Annotated in this window: 9 protein-coding genes; 1 reads left to right on the top strand and 8 read right to left on the bottom strand. The window is 55.2% G+C overall.

The features are described from left to right. Positions 1–738, top strand: coding sequence for a M48 family metallopeptidase (locus tag RV1423_RS17700; RefSeq protein ID WP_034299329.1), 738 nt, complete (start codon positions 1–3; stop codon positions 736–738). 78 nt (positions 739–816) lie between these two features. Here RV1423_RS17700 and RV1423_RS29920 read toward each other — a convergent pair whose 3' ends face one another. From RV1423_RS29920 to RV1423_RS17660, 8 genes are all read right to left on the bottom strand, one after another. Next, the gene (locus tag RV1423_RS29920; RefSeq protein WP_155835149.1) at positions 817–1017 is read right to left on the bottom strand and encodes a hypothetical protein; all 201 of its coding nucleotides are present in this window, start codon (positions 1015–1017) and stop codon (positions 817–819) included. Between the two features lie 31 nt (positions 1018–1048). Beyond that, the gene (locus RV1423_RS17695; RefSeq protein ID WP_034299326.1) at positions 1049–1549 is read right to left on the bottom strand and encodes a contact-dependent growth inhibition system immunity protein; all 501 of its coding nucleotides are present in this window, start codon (positions 1547–1549) and stop codon (positions 1049–1051) included. Positions 1550–1635: 86 nt separating this feature from the next. Further along, positions 1636–1818, bottom strand: a complete 183-nt coding sequence (locus tag RV1423_RS17690) for a hypothetical protein (RefSeq protein WP_034299323.1) — start codon at positions 1816–1818, stop codon at positions 1636–1638. 642 nt (positions 1819–2460) lie between these two features. After that, complete coding sequence (gene imm45 / locus RV1423_RS17680) at positions 2461–2793, bottom strand: Imm45 family immunity protein (RefSeq protein ID WP_197034958.1); 333 nt, start codon at positions 2791–2793, stop codon at positions 2461–2463. A 194-nt stretch (positions 2794–2987) separates the two neighbouring features. Then, a complete protein-coding gene (locus RV1423_RS17675; protein ID WP_081768871.1) occupies positions 2988–3941 on the bottom strand; it encodes a PoNi-like cognate immunity protein in 954 nt (317 codons plus the stop codon). Further along, entirely contained in the window at positions 3938–4201 is a 264-nt protein-coding gene (locus tag RV1423_RS29915; RefSeq protein WP_155835148.1) for a hypothetical protein, read from the bottom strand. The genes RV1423_RS17675 and RV1423_RS29915 overlap by 4 nt, the downstream gene beginning before the upstream one ends. Positions 4202–4553: 352 nt before the next feature. Then, positions 4554–5132: an Imm42 family immunity protein gene (locus tag RV1423_RS17665; protein ID WP_034299314.1), complete on the bottom strand. Its 579-nt coding sequence runs from the start codon at positions 5130–5132 to the stop codon at positions 4554–4556. Continuing rightward, on the bottom strand, positions 5132–13921 hold the full coding sequence (locus tag RV1423_RS17660) for a hemagglutinin repeat-containing protein (protein WP_081768870.1): 8790 nt from the start codon (positions 13919–13921) through the stop codon (positions 5132–5134). Before RV1423_RS17660 ends, RV1423_RS17665 begins: the two co-directional genes overlap by 1 nt. Positions 13922–13928 lie beyond the last annotated feature (7 nt).

Raw genomic sequence — 13928 nt, 5'->3', positions numbered from 1 at the left:
ATGCGGCGCAGCATCCGGTACGGCGACGAGCGGATAGCGTTCACAATCCGTTTCATGCCGCGCCTCGGCCTCGCATCGCAACGGCGCATCTCGATCAGCGTGCTGCCCGACGGCGCGGTGGTCGTCGACGCGCCGCAAGCGAGCGAACCGCAAGAGATCGTCGCGGCAGTGCATCGCCGCGCGCGCTGGATATGGCAGCAACTGGCGGCGCACAAGGAACGCATGCGCCACGTCTTGCCGCGCGAATACATCAGTGGCGAAAGCTGCTTTTATCTCGGCAGGCGCCATGCCTTGAAGGTGAAGGTATCCAGCGATGCCGCCGCAGAGGTGAAGCTGCTGCGCGGCAAGCTGGAAGTGACGACATCCGTCAGCGACCCGGATACGGTGCGCCGCCTGCTGGATGCCTGGTACAGAAAGCGCGCGCAAGAAATTTTCGCGCGACGTCTCCCCGAGGTCGCGGACAGCTTGCGCTGGCTGAAGGAGATGCCGTCTTTTCGCTTGCTGAACATGCGCACGCAATGGGGAAGCTGTTCGCCGTCCGGCATCCTATGCCTGAACCCGCAACTGGTAAAAGCGCCGCGCCCCTGCATCGACTACGTCATCGGACATGAGTTGTGCCATCTCAAAGTACACAACCACAGCCCCGCATACTACCGCCTGCTTGCCGCGCTCATGCCGGATTGGGAGGCTCGCAAGCGAGAGTTGGATGGTATGGCGGAGGTGTTGCTTAATCGATAGGGGCTGGTGTTGTTGGGAGGCAACCGGCCGCAAGTGGTCTGGTAAGAAGAATTCACTCGAGGATGGGGAAGTCATCGATCATGAGTAGGAAATCTCTCTTTCTATTTTTGGAGAAGCTTGTCTTTGGCGTACCAGCGACCTTGTTTTTCCTTTATGGACTTCCTTAGCGTCAGGTGCGCTATCTGTAACAATCTGTACCAAACCGCTTAATATGCTGTTGATTGAGAATGTACCTTCTTGGTCGCTAACGAAGCGAATCAAATCGTTCAGCGCGGGCATGGCCCGAATGCTTACAAACGATAAGAAAACGCTAAGCAACTGCGCTGGTGCAACGGGAGAAACCTTCCCGCAAGGCGACACCCAACTGTTCATCACTTATGTTAGCGGCTACAAAAATTATCTCAGGACCATCATTGCTTATTCCTGAGTAGCCATCAATGTTCTTGTGGTGCGTTGGCTTGATTTCGATTTTCTCGTCGTCGGCCGTGATCCAGCAGCAAGCCATTTTCCTCAGAAGTGACTTACGCGTCTTGTAGCCATACCGCTGCATGATGGCGGCGTCGCGTTCCTTGGAGATCTTCTGTACGAGCCCTGATTTAAAGATTTCCTGAAATTCTGCGGTAGTTACTCGCTTGCTCTTGGACAATGCGAGTCGCAATGCAGCTCCTAGCTCAGCATCTATCGCTGTGGATACGAGAACCTGCTGAGCAGCCTCGGGTTCCGCGTAGTTAAGTATGCCCTGCGACATTGTGATGAATTGATATATATCACCATTGAAATAAACCGTTGCTCTAAATGTATTCTTCATCATTTCACTTTCGTAACAACAATCTCGATCCCTTTGCTTTCAGCATAGATGATTATCAGTTTTGGATGCAACTCAACATCTCCACGTGCTTACCACCATGCAGGAAAATCAGAAAATTCGCTCTTTATTTTCCCCAACATGTCATCGTGAATTTCAGCAGAAAATGCAATGGCCACTTTCCTTTCCCCGTTGGCATCTATTTTTCTAAACTCCCAAGAAAGAATCCTCTTGCCACAATTTTCACGAATCGCAAGTACAAAATAATCATTCATATCCTTCAACACAGCATCTGGTGATGAATCATTTATCGTACTCGTGAAGTTACTCCAGCTAGCGCACTCCAGCCAGAAGGTCCCTTGATAACTAAAAGTGTGCTGAACTGCTTAACTACGATCTTTGTTTCAACGCGCATTGACGGTATATGGTCATCCGTTTCTACAACCTCCATATGCAAGCTGAAGGGTTGTTCGAACTTAATTTCAAGCATGCGGCTTTCCTTATTTGCCAGTTGGCAAAGCGTGAATAATCGAAGGTAGTTGGCCGGGTTAGGTGGAAAACGAATTGAGAGATTACGTCAACCAGAATAACCAAATGTCCATTTTTTATAACTACACTATTGCTGGACAACTTCCTGCTTGAATTGCGTCGTGTATTTCGCCAATGAAAACCCCCGAAAGTTGCTGTCCAACTTTCGGGGTTCAGTTCAGTCGTGGGGCTTTTTTATTTATCTGTCGATTTCAAAAAAATAAACTCGTTACATAGAAAGCACTAACGTCCGCAACCGCCGCCGATTACAGTCGTTGCCGAATATTATTTTTCGAGAATCCATCCTTATTGTTTCTCGGGGGCGCTGGCTACTACTGCAGTCACATACGCTGGGGTAACACCGAGTGCTCGCATCCAACACAAAAAATTTATTTACGCTCCACGTCGTATCTCGACAAAAATAAGACCTCCTCAACAAGGCATTCCGGATAAATCCACCGAGCCCAATTTTGAATAATCCACTCTTTAGAAAGCGCATTTCCTTCTGAGGATTCTGCTTCTATTGGTAATCTCACTAAAATCAGCCCTGCTTTTTTACCGGTAGAAACTATTAATGCATGCTTTGTATTTTCGTCCGGCATATCAATAAGCATAAAATCTACCAATGGCTCATAGGGCCATTTTCCTTTTACACGAAATACGGCTCCGTGAGAAATCGCATTAAAATTCTTCATAGCCTTTAAGTATTGCCATTCCATCATTTCACCTTCAAGTCATGTCCGCCAGTTCGCTCATGCAAACCTCCTCGTATGCGTCGAATCGCACAAAGCAAACTCAATCGGAGACGCTTTGGCCTTGTATTGCGATCTTATGATAGGGGGCGAATGATAGGTTGATATCGTCTAATGCTTGCAATGTGCAATTGATGGTAGACGTAACCTGTGAAAATTTATTTTTATCGGAAAAGACGTCTCAACCAATTCGCCGAAGGATTAGCTTGAGCGACCACTTCATCGTGGGAGTCCGGCATTGCCGGCGCCAGATCGTTAAGTTGCGTTCCCCACTTGAGCAATGCTTTCGGCAATCGAGTGTTGTCTGGTGGAGTGACTTGCGCAGGTCGAAGTAAATCTCCTGGATATTGTGGGTGTCCGAGACAAAGATCATCGTCTATACCAAATGCTTTCACGACTGCAACAGCTTCAATGCACCATTGACCGAAATAGGCGCCACCAGCCATGTTGGTCTCGCCGTATTTATACCAATAGGGGCGGTCATAGATTGCGGTGTCTTCCGAGAGTTTTTTATTTTTAGGGGGGCGGTTCAATTCCGAATACCAGGCTTCCACAAAATCTTTCAACAGATTTCGCTGGTTTTCGGTTGATGAGACGATCACATTCAAGAGGTGCTGATACGGCTTGGGGTGGCAAAGATCACTTCCAACTTGGCGCTCTGCCTGTCTCGTTGCAATCACTCGATCAAGCAACTGATCTTTTCCCTCGTTGCCCATCAATGCGACCAGTCGTTGCCATTGATCTTCTGCAAGCTCTAAAGACAAGGCAAGACCAGTCAACCAGAAGCAGACTATGTAATGATCTATATTCCTCGTCCAGTCAAACTTGTGATGATATTGATCGACAGAGAGTATTTCTAAGTGCAATCGTTTTGCATCTTCCCAAGCAGCTAAGAGCGGAGAGAAATGTTTTCCCAATTCAGCAACGGAGTCACCTCGAGAATATTTACTCAGTATCAGATGTAGATAATGCTTCACCAGAGTAAATGCATATTGCGGCCGATATTTTGGATTTGCGGAAGGATGCTTAAGTGTTTCAGTCTGGCTAGCGATCTCTTCCTCTAAGAAAGATATCCATTTATCCCAATATTTCTCGTCACAGAATGGTGCGCGAATCATTTTACGGCTCCTAATACTTTACTTACCAAGGTTGAGTCAGCTTGAACAATTTTTCCTGAGCTATTGACAATCCAAATAGAGGTTCCTCCTGCCGGATCGGTATGCACAACCCATTTTTCTACGCGCCCAGAATCCAAAGATTTGAGAACGGAAGAAGCTCGCGAGCTGTCATTACCGACTGCTTCAAGAATTCGATCATATCCGGTATTTGCACCTACCAACCCAATGGCTTTGGGATCTGCGGCCAACGGCAACTTCATCTGTTTCCAATGCCTGCACTTCTATTTTCCCGAGGGGGGGATCGCGCGTTTGTTGATGCGACATTGCTCGCATTGATCCAACAGTTAATCATGCCGGATTGGGAGGCTCGCAAGCGGGAGCTTGATGGTATGGCGGAGGTGTTGCTTAATCGATAGGGGCTGGTGTTGTTTGGGGTGTTGCTGTGTAGGTGCGGGAGCTAGGGTGGCATGTGTCGGATGTGTACCCTGCGCAGTGAACACTTCGATTTGCCGCAGCTTGGCGATAATTTGTTCTGGCTTGTGATGTTTGATTGGCATGACTTGCTTCTCCAAAATAACGTCAAACTTGTGAAATCCCTTCACATTGGCTGGACTAGTTACTTCGGGCTAGATCAATATTCTCCACCACCAAAAACTGTTCCACAGCCTTTTTCACGTCTCCTTTGGGCAATGCATGGCTTAGAACGGTTTTTCCTCGATCCTTTGATATAAGCAATATTTCTTGCTCTCCGCAACCAAACAGAAAAAAACGCCAACCCTTGTCACTTATCTCCGTATACATCGAAAGCTCTACTCCAAATGGAGGATTGCACCTTCGCTCTTGCTCCACTTCAACGTACAAGTCGATCAACTTCGATACCGTCCCACTCGTTTGTTTCCACCATTGCTCTGGAAAGACAGGGTCTGATGCGGTTGGGTAGCCGTGCGTGTGCATGGCTCGCTCAAAAATTTCTCCTGCATTGAAGTCCGCGGAAATTTCATCTAAGCGATCCATTTTTTCAAATGACCTTCTCAAGTCAGAGGCGATTATGTTCAACGTAAAGTTATCTTCGCTTTCACTTAGCAACAGTCTCCCATTAACAAAAATATTGAATGGACCGAAGCAGAAGCCCTCAGATCGCTCTGCCACGTCATACCAAAAAGAGAAGTATAAAGAATTTCCTGCCAGCATTACTTAACTCCTAATTGTCTTAATTCTTTTGCAAATCCAGCTTGCTGGAGCTCAGCGATGGTTAAAGGAGCGCTTTTATCGGAAGTACTGCCACTCCAGTGGAAAGTCCCATTATTGTTATCAAAAAATCTGTGAATATTGCCTTGTTTGTCCACCGCGAGTCGGACTCCACTTTTGTTCGTTCCTATGGAACTATTAAATAGTTCGAGCGAATTCGAAGGCTCGACTCCTGCATTGGGCCGACTTCCGGATGTGCCAAGAGTGTGCTTGCTATTGGACTGATAGGCAAGGCCGTTTTCGGCGATAACTTTTTCAGGTACGGGAAGTGAGCTTCCGCCCGCATTGCCCCTGGGTTTGGCACTAAATATCTTCTCACGAGCATTACTGATTGCCTGTCCTAGTCCTGCTGGATCGTCCATGGCCATAAGGGCCAAACTTGAGAACAACTGTTCTAATAACGACGCTTGGGCTCCAAGCTCATACAGGTTCTGAGCCTGACTTAACAGATCCGCTGCTTGCTCTGTTTGCTTTGTTTCAAGATAGTCGCGTTGCTCATTTGTCTTTGCAAGATATTTGACCGAGCCAAGATCCATCGCCGCGCTTTGCACTGTGGCGACTATCTGCTGGCAGCTCGTTAGTGATGCCCCGCTACCATCGCAGGCGGACTTCAGTCGGGCATTAAAATCCTGCGTAGCCTTCTCCGTTCTCGCCTTGATGTCATCGAAGCACCCTGCATTCTTTGATACCGAGCACTGCCGCATATCAGCCATCAGACGCTTTGAATATATTCCCAGCGCATTATTTTCTGTCTCCAGTTCAGTTGCGGTGGTCGCAGTATTCGCGTTAGTACCAACTGCGGTCGCAACACCTGCCACAATGTTGGCGACCAAATTCCTTCGAGCTTCCCGCTGTTCGTCGCTTAGTCCATCGGTGGCATCAAGCAAGCTGTTAATGATGCTGCCCGCGGACGCTCCAAGTGCACCCGCCCCGCAATTGGCACCTTGGGCGGCGGCACCCATACATCCAAGAATTCCTTGCAATGCTGCACGCGCAGGCTCACTACCCAGATTGTCCGCGAGCGTCTTGACCTGCTCAACCCCCAATCCTTGGAGGTAATTGACTGCTGCAGACTGAGCAAATTGCGCTGTCGATCCGGTTATGTTAGCGCCTGCAGCACCCACAATAGCCGTCACATACTTACGATAATCCCCGTTGGGAGACCATTTACTTGCATCAATATATTGATCCAGCAAGCCGCGAATTCGCTCCTCGTCGCGCTGATCAGCAGGCTTTGCATTTTCTTCTGCAAGCGCTACGTCGAGCTTCTTCTTGGCGTCGTCTGCCTCCTTCGCCCGGTTGTCCAAGAACGTCCCGACTTCGCGAGTCATGGCCCCTACGATGGCAAATCCGGCCTGGATTTCCTGCTCATTGAAGATGGGCTTCAAGGCATTGGTGCCATCTTTGTCGCTGCTGACATCCCGATTGATAGAGGCGACAACCTGATCGGCGGTCTGTCCGGTCAACTGCTGTTGCCGCTGCTCATTGGTAATGGTGATCGCGCCGCCGCTGATGCCGCTACGGGTGGTGCTCGATGCATCCTCGCTGGCCGACATCACTGCAGGAGGTGTCGCGGAAAAACCACCGTCCTTGCCAGTAGTCGGCAATTCCGTTCCTGGCACCTTCTCTCCACCGGCTTGGGCATTGCCTTGCTGGTCCTTGCCGACGGGGTTTTCCTTGCCGGTGCTGTAGCCCACGCCGATGCCGACGCTGTCCGCGCTATAGCTTGCGCTGTTCTGGATGTCGCTTTGCGTCAGGCTGGCAGTGCTCAGGCTGTTCTTGTTGTTCTGTACCGCCTTGTCGGTGCTGGCGATGATCGCGCCCTTAAGGTCTGTATTGCCGTCCACCTTGATTTGGAAACCACTGTCGCCGGCCTTGATGCCCGATTGCTCCATCACGCTGGCAAAGTCACTCTTGATGGTCGACTTGCTGTAGTTGACGCTGCCTCCCATCGCCCCCATGCCGACCGACAGGCTGAAGCCCATGCTTTGTTGCTTGCTGTCGAACTTGCTGGTGTCTTGCAGACTCTGGATGTTCAGGTCGCCGCCAACATCGGCGACGACCTGCTTGCCGGAAGCAACGGCGCCGATCAGATTGGTGTCGCCGCCGCTGCTCATGGTCAGTTTATTGCCCGCGTCGACGTGCGTATTGGTGTAGCTGACATCGCTGCCGTCTGCATTACCCCGGCCAAACGATGCTCCCACGTTGAACAGCAAGCCGGAGGTGCCGATGCTGAAGCCGATCGATGCAGAACTGGAACTGTTCTTCCCATGCTGGTCCGCCGTGCCCTTACCGGCCAGCAGGTTGATCTGGTCGTCGGCCTTCAGGTTCAGGTTTTCGCCTGCCTTGACCGAGCTACCTTGGATCGTGATGTCGCTGTTGGCTCCGTCGCCGGTGGCGGTGATATTGACGTTGCCGCCACCTGTGATCGTGGAGCCGACGACACTCGTGCTCGACGTTTCACGGTGGCTCTGGTTCTGGCTCGCCCCCAGGCTGAAGGACAGGTTGACTCCGCCGGCCTGCGCCGGATTGCTGGCGACGGCATCGTAAGCATTCTTCCCTGCCAGCGCGGCGGTCGCGCCGGCCAGCAGTTTCATGCGGCCGTCGCCGGTCTGTTGCGCCGCCGAACCCATTTGCTGGACGGTCTGGATCGCCGCGAGAACAGGGCTGGACAGGGCTACCGTCAGGCCGCCTTGCTTGACGGAATAGTCCTGCGTCGTATTGGTGAGGTTCTGGGCTTCTTTCACCAGGACCGATTTGGCGACGACGTCGATATCGCCCTGCAAGGCAAGCACGTTGCTGCCGGTCTGGGTGTAGGCGTTGCCCGCCTTGATGCTCACGTTGCCGTCGATGCTTCCCACGTTGCTGGAGACCGTGTTCTGGCTGATCTGGTGGTTCTTGTCATCGATTTCGCGTGAACCAAGGGTGAACCCCAGCCCGCCGCTGCCGAACAGCCCGCTGGTCTTCTTGTTGTGCTGTTCGGCGTGGTCCACGGTATTGCTGGCCGCCTCGACGGTGATGTTGTTGCCGGCCACCAGACTGGTGCCGGCCGACGACACCACGTTGCTGCCGATGATGTTCATGTCCTTGCCTGCCTGAAGCGTCGTCGTATCGCCGCTTAACGTGCTGCTGATGACGTTGCTGCGATCGTCGCTGATGATATCGGTGTTGGTTCTACTGGACAAAAATCCCTTGGATGTCGACTTTGAGTATTCGTCGTAGGTGCTGCTTTCCTGCGCCGCCAGTACGTCAATATTGCCGCTTGCGCCGACATTGAGGGCCTTGCCTGCCGTGACGTTGCTGCCGATCACCTTGACGTCGGCCGTCTCCAGTTTGCCGGCGCCGATCGTCAGTGCGCCGGTGGTGTTGATGTTGGAGCCTTGCGCAGTAGTGGTCTGCCGCTGCGCCTGGAAGTTGGAGTTTGAAGTGGTATGCACATAGTCCGCGGAGGACTCATTCGTCGCTGCGCCGATGGTGACCGCGCGTCCTGCGAGGATCTGGCCGTCACCTTCTCCGTTGGTGCCGATTGCCACATTCGCACCAGTCAGGACGATATCGCGCTTGGCCACCAGCGACAGATCGCCGCCGGCGCTGATCATGGAGCCGGAATTGCCGGTGGAAGTCTGGTGGACGTTGTAGCCGGCATGGTTGACATCGAGGGTGCTGCCAGTCTTGACTGTATCCAGAATCAAGTCACCTCCAGCGCTGACGGACAGATTTCCACCCCCCTTGTCGCCCGCAGCACCACTGACCAGATTTGCGCCGATATTTTGGACATTTCCACCGGCTGCGATGGTCAGGTCTTTACCCGCGACAATACCTGCCGTATTCGACAACGAAGTAAAGCTGCCGCTGCTCTGACCGTTTGCATAGGTTTGCTGAACGGTCAATGTTTCATTGCGAATATTGCCGCCAGCGCTGATGACGATGTCGTCGCCCCGGATGCCGCCGCCCAGGTTTGCGAGGTCGTTCGAGGCAACCAATACCGTGCGGCCCGTGCCGTCGGCCCGTCCGTCGATCATGCCGCCCTTGTTGGTGATGTTGGCGGCCTGGATCGTGACGTTAGAGCCGCTGACCAGCGCGCCGGTGCTCTGAAGCGCGCCGTCGTCCAGATGCGCCAGATATACGCGCGGCACCAGGACATCCTGGGTGCTGCCGTCAGGCAAGGTGACGGTCTGGCTGACCAGCCAGACGATATCGCTGGTCAGATGGCTAACCTGGTCGGGCGTGAGCTCCACGCCGGGGCGCAAGCCCCAGGCTTGTGCCGTGCTGACACCATTGCTGAGCAACTTTTGATATTGACTGTCGTCGCTGGCGGCGCCGCTGACCTTGCGGGTAAGCTGTGCAATCTGCTCTCGCACCAGACGTTGCTCGTAATAGCCATCGCCCAGCCGCTTTTGCACCGTACTGGGATCGACATTAAGGGCTGTCAGCAAGTAATCGCTGCTCAACCAGGTGCGATGGTCGGTGAACTGTGAACGCGTTTCCAGCAGGTAGCTGCCGCTGGTGGATGGCCGGAACAGCACGCCAGGGCGAATCGGCACCGGTACATTTCCGTTTTGCGGGAAGAGCGCGCCAGCGGGGAATCCGCTCATCGTCGGAAGCCCTGTGCCCGAGGGCAGCGCGCCGCCGGTTGGCGCATTGCTGCCGGGGCGTGTGGCGACGCTGCCCAGCATGCCGCCGATCGACTGACCACTGCCGGTGGCCGGAGTAATGTCGTTGCGGATATTCGCAGCGCTGCCTGCGGAAAGGTCGGCATTGCTGAAATTGTTCGCAACGATGGTAACGCCGCCATTGCCCACAATCGCGCCCTGGGTGGTGCCAATCACTTCGGAGATATCCGGCATGCTGTAGGCAGTGACGGTACCCCCTGTCGTCGTAAAGGTGCCATCGAAGCTGTGCCGGCGATACAGGGTCTGCCCAAGGTTCGTGATGTTTGCGTTGGCCCCGCCCAACCACAAGCTGCCATTGACGACAATATTGCTGAATTCGTTGCTCAACGACTGGCCGATATTGATGCGCGCGTTGCCGCCGGCGCGGATCTCGGCGACGGCGCCAGCGCCGCTGGCCAGCCTGTCTTCGGTGGCCGTGTGATGGGCATTGCGGGTGAGTTCCAGCGAATCGTGCTGGGGCGCCAGCGCGCGCTGCGTATCGCGCCGGAAGATGGTGTTGGGATCGGTGTAGTCCTGTTCCGCCACGAACCGGATGCAGTTCGTGGTGCAATTCCCGTACTGGTTCGAGTACGCGGGCATGGGTTCCCAGTTGATGTCGCTACGGCCGTCGCGCGGATCATCGCCTCCGGCGACCTTGTCGGGGTTGCCGACATTGCTGCTCTGCGATGTGAAATACACCACACGCGTGCCGTCCGTGGCGCTTCCGCGGCTGATCTGTCCGAAGGTTGCCCAGTTGGAAGAAATACCCTTGTAGAAAACGCTGTCGTCGGCGTGCGTCCTGATGACTGCCCGACCGATCACATAGCCATCCGGCGTGATGATGCTCTTGGTCTCCAGCACGTCGGCCGGATTGACATACAAGATCTCATAGGCGTTGAAGTTCGATGAGTCGGGCTTGTAGTACATCTGGTTGCCGCCGTTGTGCCACCACGAAGGCGTTCGCATGGAGTATGTCTCATCGAGCGTCCCCACCGTGCTCACCGCCACGCCGCTGCGGGTATTGCGCAAATTGACGGCGGCCATCTCCATGTTGCCGCCGGCTTCGATGATCGAATCTTCGTTGTTGATCTGCGCCGTACCGTTTGTCAGGCCGTTTGCATCGCGCTGGTCGTTAGCGCCGATCGCCATGCTGCCGGCGCTGTAAATGACCGCATTGTTGCGATTGGAAAGAGCACTCGTCACCCACAGCGACATGCTGTTGCCGCCACCCAGTAAAGCATTGTTGCCGGTGTTGTTTAACGTCTGGGCACGCACGACCAGATCGCCGCCCAAAATAACGCCCGTGTTGTCGACGGTCGGCGCGGTGATATCGAGCAGGTTCCTCGAACTGATTTCGCCGGCATTGGTAAGGGTGCCGCTGCCGTTAATGGTGATCGAGTCCGCCTGGATCGCTGCCGTATTGAGATTGCTGATCTGGGCTGCGGACAACGATAGCGTTCCTGCTCGCAATTGCCCCGCGTTGGAATAGTTGCCTGCCAGGTTCAATACCATATTGCCGTTGGCGGCGAAGGCGGCGGCAGAGGACTGGCGGAAGCCGCTGCGTGAAGCAAGCGATGCATCCGCCTGGGCGCCGATGCTACCGTCGTTCACCACATCTTGCGCGGAAATGCTCAGCTTCTTCGCCATGACGGCGCCTGTCGCCGTGTTGTTCAACTGCCCATCGGCGATCAGCGACGCTGTGCCGCCGGAGGCCTGGATTTTTCCTTCGTTGTATAACGATGCACCCGCGTTGCGCGCTTTCAGGTTCACGTCGTTTTGCGCGGCAATGGTGCCGCTGTTCCGTATGCCGCCGTTGGCATCCAGCGTCGATGCGCCGGCTGTGGCAGTGATGGTGCCGTTGTTGGTCAGGGCCACATCGCTCCCGGCAAACGTGCCGCGGGCAAGATTGGCGGCGGCGACGTCCACCGCCTGCGCCGCCATGATCGTACCGCTGTTGGCGACGCGTCCGTCAGCGCCCAATTGCGCCTGGCCGTCCGCTGCCTGAATGCTGCCGCCGTTGTCGATATCAAACTGGCCGCCGGCAAACTGCTGACCAGATGCATTGCGCGCCGTAATGATCACGTTATTCTGGCCTATCACAGCGCCCGTATTGGTCACGCCGCCGTCAACGTTCAGTTGGACGGTGCCGGCGCTGGCGCCAATGTCCCCGGTATTGCGTAAGCCATAGCGACCGTCAATGCCATTGCTTCCTGATGCGCTTGCAACACGCATGTCTACGCCATCCCTGGCGAGGATTTTTCCGCCGTTGTCGACAGCGCCGCTAATCGCGAGGGAGATCGCGCCGCCGGCCACGCTGATAGTGCCTCCGTTGCGCAGGCCTGCTTGCCCCGCGGCCGCGCCTGCATGGCGTGCTGCGATGTCGACCGCTGCCTGACCGATCACGGAACCGGCATTGTCGATGCTGCCGTCGGCATTGATCCTTACCCCACCCTGGATCGCGTTAATACTGCCGCGGTTGCTCACATCGGCCGGCGTGCCGCCAGCGGCGGACACATCCAGGCGAACATCGTTGCGCGCGACCATGGTGCCCGCGTTATCGATACCTCCGCCGGTATTGACCGCAATGCTTCCGTTCACTGCGCTCAACGTACCGTCATTGCGCAACGCAGGCCGTCCATTCGGAGTCTGCAATTGCGCCGTGATATTGACATTGCCCTGAGCGATCATCGAACCGCCATTGTCGACGGCTCCGCTTGCGGCAACGGTGACGCCGCCGTTGGCGGCCGCAATGCTGCCGGCATTATTGACATCGGCACCGGCAACACGAACATCGGTCTGGGCAAGAATGGCGCCGCTGTTGTCGACCGTTCCGCTGGCGACGACGTCGACGGCGCTTCCTGCTGCGCTCAAGGTTCCGCTGTTGCGCACCTCCTGCCCAGTGGCGCTGATGGAAGTCTGGGCCGTCACCGAACCGCCATTGTCGATGCGACCGTCGGTGTTCAAGGTAACCTCGGACGTTGCCGCGGTGATGCTGCCTGTGTTGACCACACCGTGGGCGGAGCCGGCGGCCACGCCCGTCGATTGAATGCGTATCTTGTCCTGGGCGTTCAGGACGCCGCTATTTTCAATCCGGCCGTCAGCCGTCAGCGCGACTTCACCAATGGCGGCGCCGATATTGCCGGCATTGCGCATGCCAACGCCGGATTCGGTGCCCACGAGGAAGATCTTGTTGGCATACATCCCGCCTAGCTGCGCCACATCGACGCCGAACGCCGGCGCAGCATCCTGCGCGGCGATGGGCGTCACTTGCGTGTGATCCGCACTGACCCGATTGGTCCCCACGGTCACATGCAATTCCTTTGCCCAGATGCCTGCGTTCACTTCGGTGGCGCGCGCGATGATCTCGGTATAGTCGGACTGGGCATCGCTCAATCCGGCCCCTTCCACCTTGACTCGCCCCCCACGCACCACATAACCGTCAAGATTGCCGCCGTTCATGATGGCTTCGCCGGTGGTAAGCGTAGTGCGCGCTGAATTGATGAAGCCGCATCCGTCACAGGTGACCCCTGACGGATTGGCGACAATGACTTGGGCACGATCCCCTGCGACCTCCACGAATCCGCGCAGGTAGCTTGGATTGCTGGAATTGACTTCATTCAGGATCACGCGGGCAGTGCCGTTGGCAAGATTCGGATTGCGCTGAATCCAGCCGCCGAGTTGAGTCTGCACGTCGGATCGGGAGTTATTCAGGACGGCGCCGTTACGCTGGACATCGAACTGGCTATAGGTATTGCGCGACACGCCTGCCGCGCTGGGCGTCTGGATATTGACCTGCGGGATGCCGTTCGCGGTATTGACGACGACCGGCTGCTGATTGCGGGGTGCGCCAGGGTCAGCCACGATTTGCGCCTGCGCCCGAGGCAGCAAGGTCATTGTCGCTCCGACCAGCGTCAACACGGCCAATCCAATCCAGCTCAAGCGCGCCATCGGTGGTGCAGGGAGGCGGCTCCTTTCAGGACCTCGTGCAGAGATTCCCATGTTACTGCGGACAGTTTCGGCAACCGCCATGAGCATGCCGCGGGCTTTGTTGAAGATAACGCGATAACACAACTGGTTCATGTTCTTC

This window comes from Herbaspirillum sp. RV1423, from assembly GCF_000577615.1.
Lineage (GTDB): Bacteria > Pseudomonadota > Gammaproteobacteria > Burkholderiales > Burkholderiaceae_D > Herbaspirillum.
The sequence above is the reverse complement of the archived record's forward strand: the minus strand, read 5'-3'. Positions and strand labels throughout refer to the sequence as shown.